Annotated in this window: 18 protein-coding genes; 5 read left to right on the top strand and 13 right to left on the bottom strand. The window is 61.1% G+C overall.

The annotated features are described in order from the left end of the window. The first annotated feature begins 32 nt into the window (after window positions 1–32). Both RLW41_RS01070 and RLW41_RS01065 read left to right on the top strand, forming a co-directional pair. The gene (locus RLW41_RS01070; RefSeq protein WP_013948378.1) at window positions 33–392 is read left to right on the top strand and encodes a hypothetical protein; all 360 of its coding nucleotides are present in this window, start codon (window positions 33–35) and stop codon (window positions 390–392) included. Between the two features lie 182 nt (window positions 393–574). Beyond that, window positions 575–814 (top strand): cysteine rich repeat-containing protein, encoded by a 240-nt coding sequence (locus tag RLW41_RS01065; protein ID WP_414463146.1) that lies wholly within the window; start codon window positions 575–577, stop codon window positions 812–814. 82 nt (window positions 815–896) lie between these two features. On the opposite strand, the gene RLW41_RS01060 is transcribed toward RLW41_RS01065, so the two are convergent. The 10 genes from RLW41_RS01060 to RLW41_RS01015 all read right to left on the bottom strand — a co-directional run bounded on the left by RLW41_RS01060 (window position 897) and on the right by RLW41_RS01015 (window position 13,694). Beyond that, complete coding sequence (locus RLW41_RS01060) at window positions 897–2,501, bottom strand: methyl-accepting chemotaxis protein (RefSeq protein WP_414463145.1); 1,605 nt, start codon at window positions 2,499–2,501, stop codon at window positions 897–899. A 156-nt stretch (window positions 2,502–2,657) separates the two neighbouring features. Then, window positions 2,658–4,154 carry a CoA-acylating methylmalonate-semialdehyde dehydrogenase gene (locus RLW41_RS01055; RefSeq protein ID WP_409560496.1) on the bottom strand — a complete coding sequence of 499 codons (1,497 nt, stop codon included), beginning with the start codon at window positions 4,152–4,154 and terminating at the stop codon, window positions 2,658–2,660. 80 nt (window positions 4,155–4,234) lie between these two features. Further along, window positions 4,235–5,557 carry an aspartate aminotransferase family protein gene (locus RLW41_RS01050; RefSeq protein ID WP_409560495.1) on the bottom strand — a complete coding sequence of 441 codons (1,323 nt, stop codon included), beginning with the start codon at window positions 5,555–5,557 and terminating at the stop codon, window positions 4,235–4,237. Window positions 5,558–5,628: 71 nt separating this feature from the next. Next, complete coding sequence (gene gabT / locus RLW41_RS01045; RefSeq protein ID WP_414463144.1) at window positions 5,629–6,924, bottom strand: 4-aminobutyrate--2-oxoglutarate transaminase; 1,296 nt, start codon at window positions 6,922–6,924, stop codon at window positions 5,629–5,631. A 93-nt stretch (window positions 6,925–7,017) separates the two neighbouring features. Next, a complete protein-coding gene (locus RLW41_RS01040; protein ID WP_414463143.1) occupies window positions 7,018–8,472 on the bottom strand; it encodes an NAD-dependent succinate-semialdehyde dehydrogenase in 1,455 nt (484 codons plus the stop codon). Between the two features lie 18 nt (window positions 8,473–8,490). Beyond that, complete coding sequence (locus tag RLW41_RS01035) at window positions 8,491–9,978, bottom strand: aldehyde dehydrogenase (RefSeq protein ID WP_414463142.1); 1,488 nt, start codon at window positions 9,976–9,978, stop codon at window positions 8,491–8,493. Between the two features lie 12 nt (window positions 9,979–9,990). Further along, a complete protein-coding gene (locus RLW41_RS01030) occupies window positions 9,991–11,337 on the bottom strand; it encodes a glutamine synthetase family protein (RefSeq protein ID WP_409560491.1) in 1,347 nt (448 codons plus the stop codon). Beyond that, complete coding sequence (locus tag RLW41_RS01025; RefSeq protein ID WP_414463141.1) at window positions 11,334–12,086, bottom strand: gamma-glutamyl-gamma-aminobutyrate hydrolase family protein; 753 nt, start codon at window positions 12,084–12,086, stop codon at window positions 11,334–11,336. Before RLW41_RS01025 ends, RLW41_RS01030 begins: the two co-directional genes overlap by 4 nt. Continuing rightward, complete coding sequence (locus tag RLW41_RS01020) at window positions 12,083–13,468, bottom strand: aspartate aminotransferase family protein (RefSeq protein ID WP_414463140.1); 1,386 nt, start codon at window positions 13,466–13,468, stop codon at window positions 12,083–12,085. Before RLW41_RS01020 ends, RLW41_RS01025 begins: the two co-directional genes overlap by 4 nt. A gap of 76 nt (window positions 13,469–13,544) precedes the next feature. Then, window positions 13,545–13,694, bottom strand: a complete 150-nt coding sequence (locus RLW41_RS01015) for a hypothetical protein (RefSeq protein ID WP_013948367.1) — start codon at window positions 13,692–13,694, stop codon at window positions 13,545–13,547. Window positions 13,695–13,824: 130 nt separating this feature from the next. On the opposite strand from RLW41_RS01015, the gene RLW41_RS01010 reads away from it, so the two are divergent. From RLW41_RS01010 to eutC, 3 genes are all read left to right on the top strand, one after another. Beyond that, a complete protein-coding gene (locus tag RLW41_RS01010; RefSeq protein WP_409560488.1) occupies window positions 13,825–14,514 on the top strand; it encodes a TetR/AcrR family transcriptional regulator in 690 nt (229 codons plus the stop codon). Between the two features lie 107 nt (window positions 14,515–14,621). Further along, entirely contained in the window at window positions 14,622–16,007 is a 1,386-nt protein-coding gene (locus tag RLW41_RS01005) for an ethanolamine ammonia-lyase subunit EutB (RefSeq protein ID WP_414463139.1), read from the top strand. Window position 16,008: 1 nt separating this feature from the next. Then, window positions 16,009–16,785: an ethanolamine ammonia-lyase subunit EutC gene (eutC, locus tag RLW41_RS01000; RefSeq protein WP_409560486.1), complete on the top strand. Its 777-nt coding sequence runs from the start codon at window positions 16,009–16,011 to the stop codon at window positions 16,783–16,785. 27 nt (window positions 16,786–16,812) lie between these two features. Here eutC and RLW41_RS00995 read toward each other — a convergent pair whose 3' ends face one another. The 3 genes from RLW41_RS00995 to RLW41_RS00985 all read right to left on the bottom strand — a co-directional run bounded on the left by RLW41_RS00995 (window position 16,813) and on the right by RLW41_RS00985 (window position 21,589). Beyond that, the gene (locus RLW41_RS00995; protein ID WP_414463138.1) at window positions 16,813–19,134 is read right to left on the bottom strand and encodes a TonB-dependent receptor; all 2,322 of its coding nucleotides are present in this window, start codon (window positions 19,132–19,134) and stop codon (window positions 16,813–16,815) included. Between the two features lie 327 nt (window positions 19,135–19,461). Beyond that, window positions 19,462–20,229, bottom strand: coding sequence for an SDR family NAD(P)-dependent oxidoreductase (locus RLW41_RS00990; protein ID WP_013948362.1), 768 nt, complete (start codon window positions 20,227–20,229; stop codon window positions 19,462–19,464). A gap of 115 nt (window positions 20,230–20,344) precedes the next feature. After that, the gene (locus tag RLW41_RS00985; RefSeq protein ID WP_414463137.1) at window positions 20,345–21,589 is read right to left on the bottom strand and encodes a PQQ-dependent sugar dehydrogenase; all 1,245 of its coding nucleotides are present in this window, start codon (window positions 21,587–21,589) and stop codon (window positions 20,345–20,347) included. Between the last annotated feature and the right edge of the window lie 132 nt (window positions 21,590–21,721).

Raw genomic sequence — 21,721 nt, 5'->3', positions numbered from 1 at the left:
GATCAGACACTTCGTTACGGTGGAAACGTAATATGACGAAATTCAAAAAAGTTATCGCTTCTTCTCTCATTGCCGCCACCATGACGGCGACTTTTGCTGCGACTGAGCAAGCTGCTGCCGCGCCGTTCGGAACCGGCGTTCCGGCGCTTTCGAAAGACGCTGGCGCCGTCACCCACGTTTATTGGCGCGGCCATGGCGGTTGGGGCTGGGGTCCTGGCGCATTGGTCGGCGGCCTTATCGGCGGCGCAATCATCGCAGCCGCTATTTCCGAGCATCGCGCCGCACCGCGCGACATGGATCGCTGCGCGCGTGACTTCCCCGACTTCAGCTATCGCACGGGCACCTATATCGACCGCCGCGGCGTCGAACGCGTCTGCCCCTATCTCCGCTAAATCAGATATTCGGCAGTGATGCCGAATGAGCGACTGTGCGCTTTCCTTAAAGGAAGGCGCACAGCGCGGGACGTGCGCCGCCAGCGAGGCGGTGCGTGCAGGATCTCGTGTGCTTCGCCCGCTCGGTTTCTCCGGCCTTTCGAAGATCATTGTCCATAACGATCGATCAGCAAGGAGATGGTATGAGATTTTTGTTGGTGTTCGCCGCTGCCGCAACGCTGGGTTCTGCGGCATCTCTGGCAGCCGATAGCGCCACGCCTCCCAACGGCGGGAAAGGTGCCTGCAGGGCCGACATCCAGAAATTCTGCACGAGCGTTCCACACGAGAAGAGCAAGATACGCGGCTGCCTGACGGAGCATCAAACTGACCTTTCCGATACGTGCAAACAGCGCGTGGCAGCGTGGGCCGCAAAGGCCAAGTAACCGTTGCCGATTTTGCAAATGACGGCGGCGCCCGATCCCAAGGATCGCGGCGCCGCTTCTGTTTTTGTTCGGGTTTGTACGCTCAGCCGACGACGCGGAGCCGTGCGCTCTTTGCGGCGGCGTGACCGGAATCAGACGTCTTGAATGCCGTGGCGAGAGATTTGAGATCGCTCGTTTCCGACGCCAGCACGTTTGTCGACGACGTCAGCTCTTCGGCCATCGCCGCATTCTCTTGCGTGTCGTGATCCATCGTCGCGACGGCGCTGCTGACTTCGGCAAGCGCGGATGCCTGCTCTTGTGCTCCCGCCGCGATCTCGGCCATGACCGTGTTCACCTGTGTGACGGCTTTGGCAATCTCTCCGAACACATGTCCGGTGCTCGTCACCAGCCTCACGCCGTCGCTGACATTTTGCTGCGCCGTCGAAATCAGATCTTTGATCTCGCGCGCCGACTCGGCCGACCGCTGTGCGAGCGCGCGCACTTCCGATGCCACGACCGCGAAGCCGCGGCCATGCTCGCCCGCACGGGCGGCTTCGACGCCCGCATTGAGCGCTAGCAGGTTCGTCTGGAACGCGATGTCGTCGATGACGCTGATGATATGCCCGATCTGCTTCGACGAACTCTCGATTTTCGAGACGGCCTCGATCGCCTCATCGACGATCTTTCCGCCGTCGGACGCCTGGCTGCTGGCGCGCGTTATGATGTCCTGCATGCTGGTCGTCGAGGTCGCCGTGCTTTGCACCGAGACGGCGGTTTCTTCGAGTGCCGCCGCCGACTCTTCGAGAGAGGCGGCCGTGGTCTGGGCTCGCCGCGAAAGGTTCTCGGACGCCGCGAGGATCTGCTCGGTCGCTGCCGTAATGCCGCTGATGCGCTGTAGAACGACCTGCAAGGCTTGATCGAGCTGACCGCTCGCCGAATTGAAATCATCGCGCACGCGTTCGAACTGTGGCGGCAACGCCGCGCCGATGCGGTACGACAGGTTCTGCTTGGCAAGCTCTGAGAGGCCCGACGTGATCGCATCGAGGACGTGCGCGCGCTCGGCCGCAACCTCTTCTTCAACGCGCAGGCGGTCCGCGTCTGCTTCCCGCTGGCGCTTCGCGGCTTCGGCCTGTGTCTGCTGTTGCTCCGCCTCGGCCTTGAGCCGGGCGCTTTCCGCCGCCTCAATGTACGTCGAAATGGAATAATCCATGTCGAGCATCACCGCTTTCGTAAGCGCGATGAGTTTGTTGAGAAGGTTCTGATGCGTCGTCTGCTGATTGAAGGAGAGAAGGCTTTTTGGCTTATTCTCCTCGATGATCGCCGCGAAGAGGTGTTCAAGCAGCAGCGTGTAGCCGCCGATGTACCATCGCGGCTCAAGTCCGATCCTGGCGTGTGTTTGGCCGATGCGGCGAACATTGCCGACATACGTCTCATCGATCTTGCCCGCGCTTATCGCGCCCCAGTGACCGAGCTGAGCGGACTTGGCGCGCGCGATATGCGCGTCGTCAGCGAAGAAGCGCTTGAGTTGCGGCGTGGCTTTGATCTTCGCATAGAATTTATCGAGAGCGACGGGGAGATGCCGCATGAGAAGCGGCTTGAGGTCGCGAAGCTGCGAGGTCGTAAGCTCATCCAGTTCCAGGAAAGAAAGGCGGCCGTCGAGATCGGCGCCGGAATTTGCCGGGTGAGCGGTCTTAGCAGGTTGGTGCATTGGCAAAGGATCTCGCGAACTTGAGTTCATGCTGCGATGAACTAAGGACGCAGGGCTTGTGCCAGCCTTAAAGTCAGGAAGAAATTTCTGATGTGCCGCAGTACTTTAGAATAAGGAGGGAGTGAGCGGGCTCATCTGCCGCTCACTCATCCAATTTTACTTCAGGCTCGGAAAATTAAACTCCGCACCCTTGCGGATGCCGGCCGGCCAGCGCGCCGTAACTGTCTTGAGACGCGTGTAGAAGTGCACGCCTTCCGGTCCGTAAATCGCGTGATCCCCGAACAGCGAGCGCTTCCAGCCGCCGAACGAGTGATAGGCAACCGGCACCGGCAGCGGCACGTTGATGCCGACCATGCCGACCTCGATCTTGTCTGCGAACGCGCGTGCCGTATCGCCGTCGCGCGTGAAGATCGCGGTACCGTTGCCATATTCGTGCGTGTTGATGAGATCGGCGGCTTCATCGTAGTTCTTCGCGCGCACGACCGAGAGCACCGGCCCGAAAATTTCTTCGCGGTAGATCGTCATGTCGCGCGTGACGTTGTCGAACAGTGTACCGCCGAGGAAGAAGCCGTTCTCGTAGCCCTGCAGCGTCAGTCCGCGGCCATCGACGACGAGCTTCGCACCTTCCGCGACGCCCTTGTCGATCAGCGAGGTGATCTTGCGCTTTGCGTCTGCCGTGACGACCGGGCCCATCTCCGATTCAGGGTCCGTTGCCGGGCCGACTTTCAGCGCACGCACGCGCGGCGCCAGAGCCTCGACGAGCTTGTCGGCCGTCTTCTCGCCAACCGGAACCGCAACCGAGATCGCCATGCAGCGCTCGCCAGCGGAACCGTAGCCCGCGCCCATCAGCGCATCGACCGCCTGGTCCATGTCGGCGTCGGGCATCACGATCATGTGGTTCTTGGCGCCGCCGAGTGCCTGCACGCGCTTGCCGTTCGCGGTTCCGCGGCCATAGATGTACTGCGCAACGGGCGTTGAGCCGACGAACGAGATGGCGGCGATATCGGGATGATCGAGAATCGCATCGACGATCGTCTTGTCGCCGTGCACGACGTTGAACACGCCGTCCGGCAGACCGGCCTGCTGGAACAGCTCCCAGATCAGCATCGGTGCCGACGGATCGCGTTCGGACGGCTTCAGGATGAAAGCATTGCCGCACGCGATAGCGACGGGGAACATCCACATCGGCACCATGGCGGGGAAGTTGAAGGGCGTGATGCCCGCAACGACGCCGAGCGGCTGCCGGTCCGACCAGCTGTCGATGTCCGGGCCGACGTTGCGGCTGAATTCGCCCTTCAAAAGATGCGGAATTCCGCAGGCGAAATCGACGACGTCGATGCCGCGCGCCAGCTCGCCGAGCGAGTCGGCGTGCGTCTTGCCGTGCTCACGCGAGATCGCGCGCGCGATCTCATCGGCGTTCTTTTCAAGCAGCTCTTTGAACTTGAAAAGCGGACGCACGCGCTTCATCGGCGGCGTTGTGCCCCACGTCAGTGCGGCTTTCTTCGCGGCAGAGACGGCGGCGTTGAGATCGTCGACTTTCGACAGCGGCAGGCGCGCAACTTCTTCGCCAGTCGCCGGATTGAAGACAGCCTGCGTGCGCTCGGCGTGAGCAGGTGAGCGGCGCCCGTTGATGGCGTTCTCGATCATGTGCATTGGGAAAGGAATCCTCGTTTTGACTTTCGTCATCCTCGAACACGAGAGCGCAGCGATCGCGTTCGGGGATGACAAGTGAATTAGTTCGTCTCCTTCAGCACCTTCGTGAAGGTGTCGAACAACTGGTCGATCTCGGACTTCGAAATGACGAGCGGCGGCGACAGCGCGATGATGTCGCCCGTCTGGCGAACCAGAATACCGGCCTCGAATGCCTTGACGAAACGGTCGAACGCCCGCTTGCCGGGCTGCTCCGGATCGGGCGCGAACTCGACCGCGCCGATGAGGCCGATGTTGCGCACATCGATGATATGCGGCAGGCCCTTCAGCGCGTGGACGCGTTCTTCCCAGTAGGGTGCCAGCTCTGCGGCGCGCGTCAGCAGGCCTTCTTCCGCATACGTGTCGAGCGTGCCGATGGCGGCTGCCGCGGCGACCGGATGGCCCGAATACGTATATCCATGGAAGAAGTCGATCATCCAATCAGGGCCGTTCATGAAGGCGTCGTGGATGTGCGATTTGACGAACACGGCGCCCATCGGAATCGTGCCGTTCGTCACGCCCTTCGCCGTTGTGATGATATCCGGCGAGATGCCAAAATAGTCGGAACCGAACGGCACGCCGAGACGGCCGAAGCCCGTGATGACTTCGTCGGCGATCAGCAGAATGTCGTGCTTCTTGGCGATGGCTTCGAGGCGCTTCAGATATCCCTTCGGCGGGATCAGCACGCCCGTCGAGCACGCAACCGGCTCGACGATGACGGCGGCGATGGTCGAAGCGTCATGCAGCGCAACGAGGCGTTCCAGATCGTCCGCAAGCTCCGCTCCGTGCTCCGGTTCGCCGCGCGTGAAAGCGTTCTTCGCCAGATCGTGCGTGTGCCGCATGTGATCAACGCCTGCGACGAGCGCGCCGAACATCTTGCGGTTGGGGCCGATGCCGCCGACCGACATGCCGCCGAAGTTGACACCATGATAGCCGCGTTCACGGCCGATCAGGCGCACCTTGGTACCGTTGCCCTTGGCGCGATGATAGGCGATCGCCATCTTCAGTGCCGTCTCGACCGACTCCGAACCGGAGTTGGTGAAGAACACATGATCGAAGCCCTTCGGCGCGATGGCCGTCAGCCGATTCGCGGCCTCGAAGGCCTTGTTGTGGCCCATCTGGAACGTGCCTGCGAAGTCGAGAGTCTCGACCTGGGCTTTGATCGCTTCGGCAATCTTCGGACGGCAGTGTCCGGCGTTTACGCACCAGAGACCCGATGTGCCGTCGAGCACCTTGCGGCCATCGTTCGTCACATAATGCATGTCCTTGGCGCCGACGAAGAGCCGCGGATTCGCCTTGAACTGCTTGTTGGCGGTAAACGGCATCCAGAAGGATGCGAGGTCGTTGGGCTTGATCTGTACATTCATATGAAGAGTCCTTTGTTTGCTCCCGGCGATACCCCCTGCGGGACGTCAGCCGCCGGAAGCGAGTCCAAATATCAAGCGACCTTGGCGACGGCGTCGGTGAGTGCCGACTCGAACACGTCCATGCCCTCGCGAACGAGTTCGTCGCTGGCAGTCAGCGGCACCAGGAAGCGAATGACGTTTCCGTACGTGCCGCACGAAAGAAGAATGAGGCCGCGGTCGCTCGCCGCCTTGAGCAATGCGCTCGTCAATTCCGGCGCCGGTTCGCCGCTCGCCTTGTCTTTCACAAGCTCGACTGCGCACATCGCGCCGAGGCCGCGGACGTCGCCGATGCAGTTGAGGTTCGAATTGGCCTGTAGCGCCGAGCAGCGATCCATGATGATCTTGCCGATTGCGTTGGCGCGGTCGCAGAGCTTCTCGTCGTGAATGACGTCGAGCACGGCATGGGCCGACGCACACGCAACCGGATTGCCTGCATAAGTGCCGCCGAGGCCGCCGGGATTGGAAGCATCCATGACGTCCGCGCGGCCGACGATCGCCGACAGCGGCATCCCGCCCGCGAGGCCCTTCGCCATTGTGACGACGTCGGCCTTCACGCCGAAATGCTCCATCGCGAACATCTTGCCAGTACGTGCAAAGCCCGTCTGGATTTCATCCGCGATCAGCAGAATACCGTGGTCGTCACAAAGCTCGCGCAGTGCGACCATGAATTCCTTCGGCACGATATTGAAGCCGCCTTCGCCTTGCACCGGCTCGATGATGATACCGGCGATGTTCGACGGATCGACCGAATGCTTGAACAGCGACTTCAGGCTGCGAATGCTTTGCCCGGTACTGCCGCCGTGGAAGACGTTCGGGAACTCGACGTTATAGACGTCCGGCGGAAACGGTCCGTAGCCCTTCTTATAAGGAACGACCTTGCCCGTCAGCGCCATGCCCATCAGCGTGCGGCCGTGGAAGCCGCCCGCAAACGAAACGATGCCGGGACGTCCTGTGAATGCGCGCGCCACTTTGACGGCGTTCTCGACGGCTTCAGCACCCGTTGATGCCAGCATCGTCTTGGCCGGACCGGCGATTGGAGCAATGGCGTTGAGCCGTTCCGCAAGGCTCACATAGTTTTCGTACGGCGTCACCTGGAAGCAGACGTGACTGAAAGCCTTGAGCTGCTCCTCAATGGCCTTGATGAGGCGAGGGTGCTGATGGCCTGTGTTGACGACCGCGATGCCCGCACCGAAATCGATATAGCGCTTGCCGTCCTCGCTCCAGATCTCGGCGTTCTTCGCGGTCTTGGCAAAGATTTGCGTCACGTTTCCGACGCCGCGTGGGACAGCGGCGACGCGACGGGCCTGAAGCTCGGCTGAGGTAGCCATGGACGATCCTTCGTGGTTCGATGGGTGAGCGAAAGAGGGTTCAATGCTTTTTCGGCGGAGCATTAATCGAAATGCCCCGCCGAAACTTGACTGCTAGGCGTTGATGCCGCCAAGGGCGATCATTTTTGTCTCGAGATATTCGTTGAGGCCTTCGTCCGCGCCCTCGCGGCCGAGACCCGACTGCTTGATGCCGCCGAACGGCGCAACCTCATTCGAGAACACGCCTTCGTTGACGCCTATCATGCCGGCTTCGAGCGCTTCAGCCACGCGCCACGCGCGAGAGACATTCTGGCTGAATAGGTAGGCGGCGAGGCCGAACGGCGTGCTGTTGGCGATGCGGATCGCGTCGGCTTCCGTCTCGAACTTGATGAGCGATGCAACCGGACCGAAGATTTCTTCGTTCGCGATCTTCATATCGGTCGAGACGCCAGTCACGATTGTCGGCTCAAAAAAGAGCGCCCCGTGATTGTCCGGCTTGCCACCGATCTCGATCTTGGCGCCTTCGGAGACGGCACCGGAAAGCAGTGACTTCACCTTGTCGATGGCTTCCGCATTGATCAGCGGTCCGACCGTCGATTTGGCATCACGGCCGGGCGCCACGACGAGCTTCGCGGCTTCCTCTTTCAGGGCTGAAACGAACTTGTCGAAGATGCCTGCCTGCACGAGGATGCGGTTGGCGCAGACGCACGTCTGGCCCGCGTTGCGGAACTTCGACGCCATCGTTCCGGCGACCGCCTGCTTCAGATCGGCATCGTCGAAAATGATGAGCGGCGCGTTGCCGCCGAGTTCGAGCGTCAGCTTTTTGATGGTGTCGGCACACTGACGATAGAGAATGCGGCCGACTTCCGTCGAGCCTGTGAACGTCAACTTGCGCACGCGGTCATCCGCCGTCAGCACCTTGCCGATGCCGGGGCCGTCCATTGTCGTGATGACGTTGAATACGCCCGCCGGAACACCTGCGTCCTGCGCGAGCTTCGCAAGCGCCAGCGCACACAGCGGCGTCTCCTCCGACGGCTTCACGACGATCGTGCAACCGGCAGCCAGGGCGCAGCCAACCTTGCGGGTGATCATCGCGATCGGAAAGTTCCACGGCGTAATCGCCGCGCATACGCCGATGGGTTGCTTGATCGTGAGGTAGCGGCGCGAAGCGACCGTCGTTGGGATCGTGTGCCCGTAGGCGCGCTTTCCTTCTTCCGCGAACCACTCGATGAACGACGCGCCATAAGCGACTTCGCCGCGCGATTCCGTCAGCGGTTTGCCTTGCTCGGCCGTCATCAACTGAGCAAGCGCTTCGGTATCCGCGATGATGAGGTCGAACCACTTGCGCAGGATCTGCGCGCGTTCCTTCGCGGGCTTCGCAGCCCACGCCGGAAATGCCTTGTGCGCGGCGTCGATGGCGCGCTTGGCGTCATCCGGTGTCAGGTCCGGTACATCAACGAGCTTTTCGCCCGTCGCCGGATCGAGAACCGGAAACGTCTTGTTCGAAGTCACCCACTCGCCGTCTATGAAGGCGGCCGAGGGGAAGGGCGTTGACGATTTGATATTCATTGCACCGTCTCCAGGGCGTCAGAGTGTGATCGAGACCGATTTCAAATCGGCATACTTATGTAGTGCGTGCAGAGAGCGATCGCGGCCGAAGCCCGATTGCTTGAAGCCTCCGAACGGCATCGTGATATCGCAGCTGTCCCAGCCGTTGATCCAGACCAGTCCGGCGCGGATCTCGCGGGCGGCGCGGTGGGCCAGCGTGATGTCCTTGGTCCAAAGACCGGCGGCGAGGCCATAGTTCGTATCGTTGGCGATGCGGATGGCGTCGTCCGCTTCGGTGAAACGCGTAATGGCAAGCACCGGTCCGAAAACTTCTTCGCGCGCCAGTGTATTCTCAGGCGTCACGCCCGAAAACACCGTCGGCTCGACGTAGAATCCGCCGCTTCCTTCGAGCGTACGATTGCCGCCGAGGGCCAGTGTGCCACCCTCGCGCTTTGCCGTTTCGATATAGCGGAGTGCCGTCTTCATCTGTTCTTCGCTAACCATAGCGCCCGACGTCGTCGCGGGCTCCAAGGGGTCGCCAGCAACGATTTTTCGAGCAACCGATATGAGCCGATTGGTGAAATCATCGGCTATCGCGTCCTGCACCAAGAGACGAGACCCGGCAGTGCATACCTGCCCTGAATTATAGAAGATGCCCCACGCCGCTTCCGTGGCGGCGCGGTCGAGATCGGGGCAGTCTGCGAAAACGATATGCGGAGACTTTCCGCCGAGTTCCAGGCTCACGCGCTTCAGATTGCTCTGTCCCGAATACTGCATGAGCAGCTTGCCGACCGGGCCCGAGCCGGTGAATGCAATCATATCGACGTCATTGTGCAGCGCGAGCGCCTTGCCTGCTTCTGCGCCGAAGCCCGGAATAACGTTCAGTACACCCGCAGGAATACCGGCTTCGAGCGCCAATTCACCGAGCTTTAGCGCTGTCAGCGGCGATTGCTCCGCAGGCTTTAGAATGACGGAGTTGCCCATCGCGAGTGCCGGGGCGACCTTCCACATCGCCATGTGCAACGGGAAGTTCCACGGCACGATAGCGCCGATGACGCCCAGCGGATCGTGGACGACGAACGAGAACCGGTCCGGAGCTTCCGGCGCCACTTCGCCGTAAACCTTATCGAGCGCTTCCGCATAATAGCGCAGCGAGCGGATGGCATTCGGAACGTCGCCGCCGAGCGCGTTCGAGATCGGCTTGCCAACGTCGAGGCTTTCGAGCACGGCGAGCGTTTCGATATCGCGTTCCATCAGTTCGGCGAGTTTGAACAGAATGCGCTTCTTCTCGCGATAGTGCAGCTTGCGCCACGATCCCCCATCGAAGGCGCGGCGCGCGCTTTTGACGGCGAGATCGACATCCTCTGGCCCACATTGGGCGACATGATTAAGGACGCGCCCGTCGCGCGGTGAGACGTTGGCGAAGGTCTTGCCGGAAACGCTCTCCGTCAGCTTGCCGTCGATGACGGCTTCACCCGGAATTTTGATCGATCCGGCAACGGCTTCGAAGTGTGCAAGCGATGTCATGACCGTAAAGCCTTATGCAACTTGAGCGTACCATTCATAGTCGAGCGCAGTAACGACACGCTCGAAACTGATGCGTTCGGTCTCTTTCAAGCGATAGTAGACGTCCTGGAACGCCGGGCCGAAAGACTCGCGCACGATGTCGGAGGTGCGGAACGTCTGCAGAGCGTTCACCCAGGCGGTCGGCAGTTCGTTGCCGTCGAGTTCTTCCGCATTGCCTTCCGCATGCTGCCCCGGATCGACGCCATTGGTGATGCCATGGCGGACGCCCGCCAGGATGCTTGCAATGACGAGGAACGGATTGGCGTCCGCGCCTGAGACGCGATGTTCGATGCGCGTCGCAGGCCCCGAGCAGCACGGCACGCGCAGTGCCACCGTGCGATTGTTGAAGCCCCAGTGCGCCGACATCGGCACATAGGATTCAGGCACGTAACGGCGATAGGCGTTCGCCGACTGCGCCCACACCGCCATGAAGTCCGGCATGGATGTCCGCAACCCGCCGATCGCCTGCCGGAACATTGGCGCCATTGGATCGCCCGCAAACAGGTTGTTGCCCTGCTTATCGATCAAGCTGACGTGAACGTGCATGCCGGAGCCCGTCCAATCGTGGTGCGGCTTCGCCATGAACGTCGCTTCGAGATCGTGCGCATGAGCAGCCGCCTTGACCGCGCGCTTCAAGAGCACGCCGTCGAGAGCTGCCGTCATGGCCTCGCTGTGCTTCAGATTGATCTCGAATTGACCAGGGCCGGACTCCTGCATAACCGCGTCGAGCGGCAGCCCTTGTGCCTCAGCGATGCGATAGACGTCATCGATGAACGGCCCGAGCGTGTCCATTTCCTCAAAGCCGAACGTCATGGGCCGTTCGGGATCGGCGGAGAGGCCGGGCGGCGTCACGAGGCTGAAAACGCCGTCCGGCGGGCGCTTTGTCACGTAGAATTCGAGTTCGACCGCGACGATGGGCTTCTGCCCGGCATCCGCAAATCGCGACACCTGAGCGGCAAGCACACCGCGCGGATCCATATCGCAAAGATCGACAGGCACCATTACCGCTTGACCGTGCGAGCCCTTACCGACGGGGACTGGCTTCAGCGTGCCGGACAGCACGCGGAACGGAATGTCGTGATCGCCCGTCTCCCAGAGCCGGCCTGTCTCGGCAATCGAATTGCCGCGCGGATCGAGCACGTAAACGGACGCCGGAAGCAGCAGCCCGTTCCGCGCAATGCTGACGAGATCGCCGCGCCGGATGCGCTTGCCCCGCGGCATGCCGTTCATGTCGAACAGCAGAATGTCGATCCAAGACACGCTTGGATTGGCATCAAGGAAAGCTGCAGCTTCTTCGACGGAAATGAATGTATCGGTCATGCGGCCTGGCCTTTCGCGATCATACCTCTCGCGGCGTCGCCGAAGCGGCGGAACAGCGCCAGGGATGCTGGGTTGGATGTGTATTGCCATTCGGGGTGCCACTGCACACCGAGGGAGAACGTATTGCCCGCCGCGACGCGGGCGGCTTCGACCAGGCCATCCTCAGCGAATGCCTCCGCAACGAGCGGCTTGGCGAGATCGCGGATGCCTTGCCCGTGCAGCGAGTTGACGATGATCTGATCCTGGCCGAGCCACGCCTTGAGCTCACCCTTGAGCGTCACTGGGTGGCGCGGCGCGAACATCACGTCGAAGTCCGTGACCTTCGGCTCGCGATGGTCGGCATAGCCGTCGACGGTATGAACCGCCTGGTGCAGAGAGCCGCCAAGCGCGACGTTCAACTCTTGAAACCCCCGGCAAATCGCCATGATCGGCACCTTGCGTTCGACCGCCGCGCGGATAAGCGGCAGCGTCACCGCATCCCGGTCACGGTCGATGGCGTCAGGCAGAACGGGCTCTTCGAGGCCGTAGTTTTCAGGGTGCACGTTCGAGATGGCGCCCGTCAGCAAAATGCCCGAGGCAACATCGAGAACGGAGCCGATGTCGGAAAGGTTCTTGCCGACCGGCAGCAGCAACGGCTGGCAGTCGGCGCCCTCGGCCACGGCGGCGGAATATTTCCGCCCCGCCGCGTCCGAGGTCAGTCCGCTGACCGTCTCTGTACTGCAGGGTATGACGACGACGGGCCGCCTCATGCCGCCATTTCTCCCTGGACTGCCGAAAGCGTCTGATCGAGCGCCTTCTGGATCACGCGGCCCGCTTCCTCGAACTGCTGCTCTTCCCACGTCAGCGGCGGCGCGCACACCATCGTGTCCCAGACGGCCCGCATGATGAAGCCTTCCCGGAAGAAATGATCGCGACAGATAAGACCGACACGGCCGAGATTATCGAAGCGGCGACGCGTTTTCTTATCCGCCACGAGTTCGATCGCGCCCATCATGCCGACCGTGCGAACCTCGCCGACGAGCGGATGATCCTTGAAGCGATCAAACAGCTTCGCCAGAGCCGGGCCGGTGAATTCCTTCACCTTCGGAACGAGTCGGTCGCGCTCCATGATCTCCAGGTTCTTCAGCGCGACAGCGCACGCCACCGGATGGCCCGAGAACGTGTAGCCGTGGTTGAAATCGTCGTCCTTGGCCATCAGCGCTTCGACGATTTTGTCGTCGACGAGCACGCCCGACAGCGGGATGTAGCCCGACGTCGCCGCCTTCGCGAAGGTGATGATATTGGGCCGGATGCCGTAGAAATCCGAGGCGAACCACGTGCCGAGGCGGCCGAAGCCGGTGATGACTTCGTCGGCCAGCAAGAGGATGCCGTACTTGTCGACGATGCGCTGAACCTCCGGCCAGTAGGTCGACGGCGCGATTTTCACGCCGCCTGCACCCTGAACCGGTTCGCCCGCGAACGCCGCGACGTTTTCCGGACCGCAACGCAGAATTTCTTCTTCAATAGCCCGTGCAGCACGCAGGCCGAACGCCTCCGGCGTCTCGCCGGGGAAGGAGTCGCCGTACCAGTACGGGTCCATGACGTGGCGGAAGCCCTCATAGACTGGATAGCTGTGCGCATGCACGTGGCTCATGCCGCCCATCGAGCCCGCCGCAATGGTCGAGCCGTGATAGGCGTTCTTGCGGCTGATGATGATGCGCCGCTTCGGCTCGCCCTTGAGCACCCAGTAATGACGGATCAGGCGGATCGCCGTGTCGTTCGATTCCGAGCCCGACGAACCGAAGAAGACCTGATTGAGATGCGCCGGTGCGATCTCGGCCAGCTTGCGCGCCAGCTCGACGACCGGCGGGTGCGTCGTCTTGAAGAAGGTATTGTAGAACGGCAGTTCGACCATCTGATCGTAAGCGGCCTGCGCCAGCTCTTTGTTGCCGTAGCCGATGTTCGTCGTCCAAAGGCCGGCCATGCCGTCGAGAATGCGATGGCCCTCGCTGTCGATCACATACGGACCTTCACCTTTGACGATGACACGGACGCTGCCGCTGCCTCTCAGCGACTGATGATCGGAGAAGGGATGCAGATGGTGCTGCGCATCGAGTTGTTGGATCTGTTGCGTCTGAATACGGTTGGACACGAGGAAGCCTCCAGCAAAAGAAAAATGGCAATGAGCAGGCCTTGAGGGCCTGCTGAGAACTGAGCGCTCGGAGAGTTCAGTGCGGCGTGTAGCCGATGCGCGCGCAGAGCTTCAAAAGCTCGCGCTTGGGATGGGGAATGCTGCACATGGGACGCGGCACCTCGCGGCAGTGAGCGATATCACCGCCATCGTAATAAGCCGGAAACCCGATATGCAACAGTGTCATACGCGACGTTCCCTGGGGCAAGCACGACCCGCGCCTAGCTTCGACACTCAACCATTGACACGAAAGCGTCTTGCTTCTTAGAACGCTTCGAGTGTAAAGTCTACAGTGTAGAAGTCAAGAGGCTGGACGGATGACTGAGCCAAAATCGCGGGCACGGCGGGGCGTTGAGAAATCCGAGATCCTCCAGGCGGCGTTCGATTTGTTCGCCGAGGTCGGGGAGGCTGCGTTTTCCATTCGTAAGGTGGCGGCGATCGTCGGTGTCGATCCGATGACCGTTCTGCATCACTTCGGCTCCAAGGATGAGCTGTTGCGCGCCATCGCCGATCACGGACTTCGAAGCGTTGAGATGCCGACGGCAACAGCGAACTGGCGCGACGACCTAAGAGCCGTCGCGAAGGCCTACCGGATGCTGGCTCATCATCATCCGCGGGTTTTTCCGCTGCATTTTCGCTACAATGCAACCGGTCCTGCTGACCACATTTCGAGTGAGATCGTCTACTGTGCCCTGCGTCGTGCGGGGTTGACCGATACTGCGGCGGCAGGCCTTGGCCTTGCATTCTATGCATTCGTTCTGGGATTTGCGTTGGCCGAGGCAGAGGGCCTTCTGCGCGCGATCGGCCCGGCGGAAGAGACCGAGTTGAGTGCACTCGATCCGACTATGTATCACGCCACGCAGGACCTCATTCCTGTTCTGAAGACGCTCGATCCGAGCCTTGCGTTCGAAGACTCTATGGACGTCTTCATCGCAGGCGTCGCAGATCTCGCGAAGCTCAAACCCCGTCCGAAACCGGTCGTCGAGTGCGACGCCAAGTGTGCATGAGCGAAGCTGCTCCCTGATTGGGCGGCGGGTGGCACCATTTGATGCTTGCAAGCCGCTGATTGAAGGACATTATTGAACGAGCAACCGGCGAGATTGGGAGAGCGGCCATGTATCGGGTGCACGCGGGCGGAACAACCTACACGTTTTCATCCCTGAAAGAGCTGTTGGCGAAAGCCACGCCGCCGCGCTCTGGCGACGTGCTGGCGGGTGTCGCGGCAAAGTCCGCCGCCGAGAACGTCGCCGCCAAGATGGCGCTCGCCGACGTGCCGCTGAAGCAGTTCCTTAACGAAACGATCATTCCCTACGAAGACGACGACGTGACCCGTCTTATCGTCGACACACACGACGGCGCGGCATTCGCGCCAGTTTCTCATATGACGGTCGGCGAATTCCGCGATTGGCTGCTGTCAGAGAAGGCGACGCCGGAGAAGGTCTCCGCGCTGGCGCCGGGCCTGACGCCGGAAACGGTCGCCGCCGTCTCGAAGATCATGCGCAACCAGGACCTCGTGCTCGGCGCCAAGAAGGCACACGTCATCACGAAGTTCCGCGATACGATCGGTTTGCCCGGACACATGTCCGTGCGTCTGCAACCCAATCATCCCACCGACGACAAGAAAGGCATCGCCGCGTCGATGGTCGATGGCTTGATGTACGGCTGCGGTGATGCCGTCATCGGCATCAATCCGGCGAGCGACAACATCGGCGCCATCACCGATCTTCTGGTGATGATGGACGACGTCATCCGCCGCTTCGAAATCCCGACCCAGAGCTGCGTGCTGACACACGTCACGACGACGATAGACGCCATCGCCAAGGGAGCGCCTGTCGATCTCGTCTTCCAGTCGATCGGCGGCACGCAGGGCGTCAACGATAGCTTTGGCGTAAAGCTCTCGCATCTGCAGGAAGGCCGCGAAGCCGCTTTGAGCCTGAAGCGCGGCACCGTTGGCGACAACTGCATGTATTTCGAGACGGGGCAGGGATCGGCGCTCTCGGCCGACGCGCATCACGGCTGCGATCAGCAGACGCTCGAGGCCCGCGCCTACGCCGTCGCACGCCAGTTCAAGCCGCTGCTCGTCAATACCGTCGTCGGCTTCATCGGCCCGGAATATCTCTACAATGGCAAGGAGATCATCCGCGCCGGCCTCGAGGACCATTTCTGCGGCAAGCTGCTTGGCCTGCCGATGGGCTGCGATATCTGCTACACCAACCACGCCGAAGCCGATCAGGACGATATGGACATCCTGCTGATGATGCTCGGCGCTGCCGGCGTCAACTTCATCATGGGTATTCCGGGCGCCGACGACATCATGCTGAACTACCAGTCGACCTCATTCCACGATGCGCTCTATGTGCGCGAGGCGCTGGGCCTGAAACGCGCGCCCGAGTTCGACGCCTGGCTGACGAAGATCGGCGTCACCGATGCGAAAGGTCACCTCGCACCGCATCGTCCGGGCAATCCGCTTCTCACCCACGCTCAAGCATTGGCGGCGTAACATGACAGCGGATCCCTGGGCCAATCTCAAACAGTTCACGGACGCACGCATCGGCCTCGGCCGCTCGGGTTCGGCCATGCCGACGCACGAAGTCTTGGACTTCGCATTGTCTCACGCCATGGCGCGCGACGCCGTGACGACACCGATCGACTGGACGCCGATCGAAAAAGGCTTAGCCGATCTCGGTCTTTCCACGCTTCGCGTCGGCAGCGCCACGCACGACCGGTCGGAATATCTCCGCCGCCCGGACCTCGGTCGCAAATTGTCCGATCACTCGCGCGAGGCGCTGATGCGCGCCGCCGAGATGGAGGATGGCCGGCCCGATCTCGTCGTCCTCGTCGGCGACGGGCTCTCGTCGATGGCAGTTTCCGCCAATACCATTTCCTATATGGCGGCCCTCCTGCCGCATGTCGTCAAAGCCGGCTGGAAACTGTCGCCGATCTTGCTTGCCGATGACGCGCGCGTCGCGCTCGGCGACGAAGCCGGAGAGATCCTGGGCGGCAAAGCCGTGCTCGTGCTGATCGGCGAGCGTCCCGGCTTATCGTCGCCCGACAGCCTCGGTGTCTACATCACCTTCTCGCCGCGCGTCGGTATCAAAGACGCCGACCGCAACTGCATCTCGAATGTGCGCCAGCGCGGACTGTCCTATGAGGAAGGCGCCTTCAAGACCGCATGGCTCCTGCGCGAAGCCTTCCGTCGCGGCCTGACGGGCGTGAACCTCAAGGACGAATCTCAGTTCCTGATCGAAGGCCAGAAAGGCCCCGAGCAGATCAAGTAATTGCTGTCATCTTCGGCTTTGTCGAAGCTAGAACTCCGTCGACATCGAGAGGATGAATGTCCGCGGCGCGCCAAGGCGCAATCCCGTCGACGGATCTGCCGTTTCCCAATAGTTGGTATCGAGCACATTGTAGACGTTGGCGCGAAATTCGATTGGACGGTCTTCGAGCTTGTAGCGAACGCCGAGATCGAGCCTCGCCCAAGCGGGAAGCTCAAGCTTGTTCGCCGCGTCGGCATATTGTGTGCCGGTAATGACCGACCTGGCACTTAACGTTACGCCCTTGGCGAAGTAGGGATCCCATTCCACCCCGACGTTACCGTTCCAGTTCGCGACGCCGATCGCGTCTTTCCCGTCGTTTAGACCGCCTTGTGTCTTTGTCTGCTCCGGATCGAGATACGTCACGCCGCCAAGCAAGCGGATGCTCGGCGTCAGTTCTCCGAAGACGTTGAATTCCACGCCTTTGTTAAGTTGCTGTCCATCGATCGTGTAAATGGTCGATGCGGGCGTCGAGCCGGGGATGGTAATTGCGTTCGGCTGTTCGATCCGAAACACGCCGAGCGTCCCGGCGACCTTGCCGAAATCGACCTTTACGCCCGCCTCGGCTTGCCTCGTCTTGGTCGGTGGGAAGACTTCTCCGGCATTTTCGGTTCCCGCAGGCGCGGTCATGCCTTGGGTAAGACCCTCGATATAGTTTCCATAAAGCGAGACGTTGTGCCAGGGCTTCACCACGAGACCCACGGATGGCGTCGTCGCGGATTCGTCGTAGGTTGATGTCCGCGCACCGCTTGTGACATCGTAATTGTCTTGATCGACGTATTGGCGGCGAACGCCCAAGGTCAACCACACCCGGTCATCGGCGAACACCATCGTGTCGGCAAAGGCGACGGAGGTGAGATCGGTGCTGGCATTCTTTCGAGCGTCGGAAAGGTTCGATGTATCCGGCTTTGGGATCTCCGCAACGTGATAGAGATCGGAGAGACCGCCGCCCAGGACGTCCAGGCCGTATCCGACCTCGCTGCTCAGTCGCGTCGCGCCGATATTCCATTCGTGCCGCACGCTTCCGAAACGCAGAACGCCTTTGATGCCGCCCTGGTAGGACTCGCTGTCGGAATACTGCGGATAGTTTAGAATCTGCGTCAGAAGCGAGCCGGAATTGTCGTTCAGCCTGGAACTGGTGCGCAGATCGGCTTGGTCGTTGGTTCGCCCGCCAGCGGCGGCATAGACGGTAATGTCCCGCGTGACGTCGACCTCTCCACGGACGACGCCGTAGAGATCCTCATTGTCGATATATTCCCAGAGCTGCGCCGTTCGGTTGCTGGCATCGGGGGCGTCCGGAATATGCGTGACGCCGCCACCAATTCTTAGGCCGCCACCCCAACTGCTTGGAACGTCGGTGCGATCTTTCTGGTATCCGAGATCTGCTGAAAGTCGCACGGCACTGCCGCGGAAATCCAAGCCGAGCGTCGCCGATTGGACTTCGTTCGTCTGATCGTCAACAGCGGTATCGCCATTCTGATAGAGACCGTTGAAGCGCACCCCGAATTCTTTGCCGGTGCCGTACCGCCGTCCGACATCCAATTCTGCGCTCCCCGATCCCGAACTCTCAAAGCCGGTTGTCAGGCGCGTGAGCGGTTCATCGCCCGCACGCTTCGGGACAATATTAATGGTACCGCCAACGCCGCCGCTCGGTGACATGCCGTTGAGCATGGCATTTGGGCCCTTGAATATTTCGACCCGCTCCACGCCCGCCAGAGAGATGGTTCCAACCGGCAGGACGCCGTACAAACCATTGAAAGATGTGTCACTGTTCGGAACGGTAAAGCCGCGAATGGTAAAGACGTCGCCGCCACCATTATTGCTCCCCCGTCCATGGTTGTTGATTCGCACTGAGGGATCGGTGTCGACCACATCTGCAAGGGTCGAGGCCTGCTGATCGCGCAGATAATCTTCAGTATAGCTGGTTACGCTGAAAGGCGCGTCCATGACATCCCGGTTGCCGAGAATGCCGAGTTGCGCGCCGCTCGCCACCTGACCGCCGGCATACGCGGGAGGCAAATTATCGATGATCGCCGTTCCCGGAACCGAGGGAAGCTGCTCTGTAGCAGGGGTTTTCGGTGCGGCAGCCGCAGCTTTTGTCGTCGGCTTTGCCGTATGCTTTTTCGGCTGCGGTTGTTTCTCTACAGGCTTAGCTTCGACCGTGACCTCTGGCAGCGTGGTCGCTGCAGGAGCGGTCGTCGAACTGGCTGACGGAGGCGCCGGCTCGGGTGAAACAATTTGGTTCGCTTGTTGAGCACCTGCCGTGGATGCAGACAACAAAACTTCGCCCGCCAAAACGGCGGCAACAGACACGCGCATTTCCCCTCGAGCCCCCCGGCGTCGATGATTCCCCAGGCACACGTCGCCTCTCAAGGCGAGCCGTGCCTAGACCGAATGTTAAGAGATCGAGCTATATTGTCTACGAAAAAAGTATTATATATGGCCGCGACAATTTTGATGCGGTTCCAACGAAGATTGAAAACCTATTGAAGCCTTAAGATCGCGTGTGACGACTTTTATCTGAGGCGGTCACACCGGCAAGACGATACAAAAGGGGATCGCTCCTCCGTGCGGTCTTCCCGTCAGTCCTCAGCGTTGGCGCCCCCGCATCGCAGAACCGCCAACGCCCAAGGAACAACCTCACACCGCCGTAAAGCAGTTATCGACGAAGATGGACGCGCCGTTGACGAAGCTCGCTTCGTCGCTGGCAAGGAAGAGAGCCGCGTTGGCCACTTCTTCCGGCTTGCAAAGACGGCCCTGCTGCACGGCGAGCGCTTCCTCTGATGCGTCAACGCCGAGCTTTTGCAGCTCCGCCACTTCACGCAGTCCGTGTGGCGTCGCGACGAAGCCCGGTGCAACGGCGTTGCAGCGAATGCCCTTGTCGCGATATTCGACCGCAATCGACCGCGCAAACATATGGCAGGCAGCTTTCGACGTATTGTAAGCCGTCTCGAGCGGCGTCGCAGCGATCGCCGAAATCGACGACGTGCACACGATGGAGCCGCCGCCCATCTCGATCATGCCCGGCAGGACGGCCTTCGTCATGAGGAACATGCTCGTGACGTTGATGCCCATCAGCCATTCCCATTCCTTCAGCGTCATTTCGAGGAACGGCTTGATGATGATCGTGCCCGCGTGATTGAACAGCACGTTCGCCTGGCCGATGGCCGACGTCACCTTGGCGACGGCGTCGTTGACCTGGCCTTCATCCGCGACGTCCGCAGCCGCGAACACCGCCTTGCCGCCGGCGTTGTTGATCTGATCGACGATGGCTCGTCCTTCTTCCTCCCTCCGGTCGATAACGCCGACCGTGGCGCCTTCGGCCGCGAACAGCAGCGACGACGCCCCGCCCATTCCCGTCGAGCCGCCTGAGATGATCGCAATCTTGCCTTTGAGCCGGTCTGCCATCGTCAACACTCCTTGTCGTAGTCGTTTGGCTGAGCGGGTGTAACAGAAACGGGCCGGATCGTTTGATCCGGCCCGTACGATTTCTTGACATCTGACAGCGTGCCGCGGCGCGGTCTTACTGCGGCTTCATCCTGGCGAGCAGATCGGTGGTCGGCTCGAGCCGGAAAAGGGCCGCCTCGCTGCTGTCCTGCAGCAGGTAGATATAGCCATCGGGCCCGATTGCGACGTCGCGGATGCGCCCCATCGTGTGATGCAGGTAGCGCTCTTCTTTCACGACGCGGCCGGAGTCGATGTGCAGCCGGATTAGGCATTCACCCGCGAGCGAGCCGATCAGGAAGTCGCCGCGCCAGTCGTCCGGCATGATGTTCCCGTAATAGGAAACGAGGCTTGCCGCGGCGACCGAAGGCACCCAGTAGTGAACAGGGTCGATCAGCCCGGGGGCTGACGTCTTGTCCGAGATTATAGTCTCGTCGTAGTTGGTGCCGTAGGTCACGAGCGGCCAGCCGTAATTGCCGCCGGCCTTGATGAGGTTCAGCTCATCGCCGCCCTTCGGGCCTTGCTCGATCGCCCAGATCTGACCGTCGCCGACATTGCCGATGATGCCCTGAGGGTTACGGTGGCCGTAGCTGTAGATCTCCGGTAGTGCATCGGCGCGTCCAACGAACGGATTGTCCTCGGGGATCGAGCCATCGACGTTGATGCGGATGATCTTGCCGCCGTCGTCCAGCAGGTTCTGCGCCCGCTCCATCTGGAAGCGATCGCCTATCGTCAGATAGAGCTTATGGTCGGGACCGAACGCAAGGCGGCCGCCGATCTGATCGAGGCCCTTCGCAGCCGGCCGGCTTTCGAAAATAACCCGATTGTCGATAAGCGAATTGCCATCGAGTGTGGCACTCATAATACGGATTGTGCCGGCTTCCGCAGTCCCGTGCATATAAGTCAGGAATAGACGGTGATTGTCGGAGAAATCGGGATCGACCAAAACGTCGAGCAATCCCGAATGACTGCAGCACAGAACAGTCGGTACGCCGGAAATCGGCTGCGACTGTAATTGATCGCCGATGACGACGCGCAACCGGCCGGGCCGCTCGGTGACGAGCATGCGTCCGTCGGGCAGGAAGGCCATCGACCAAGGGCTTTCGAGCTTGTCGGCAACCTTGCGTAACTCATAGGGAAAATCCTTATCCGCGACGTCGCGCGGATCTTCCGGCGGCTGCAGGGCGTCGACCCGCGGCTCGTCCGAACCAATCTCCGCCCGGCTGACGTCCGGCGTTCCCAGGAGGAGAGCTGCGAACAACGCTGTTACGAAACCGGAGTGAATTCCGAGGCGCCTTCCAAGGGCTAATGTTCTATTTTCCAATTTGCCCCATCCCACAATGAAAAATCCGCCGTATGCGGATTTGTGATAGTTTTAAGACTATTCGGAATGTGGGCGTGAGCAAGCCCAAAAAATGAACGTTCAGTCACCCGCTTGGCTTAGGAGAGTTCGCGT

The sequence above is a fragment of the Hyphomicrobium sp. DY-1 genome (genome assembly GCF_047497105.1).
Classification (GTDB): Bacteria; Pseudomonadota; Alphaproteobacteria; order Rhizobiales; family Hyphomicrobiaceae; genus Hyphomicrobium_B.
Note: the sequence above shows the minus strand (reverse complement) of the source record. Positions and strands in the feature narration are given on the sequence as shown.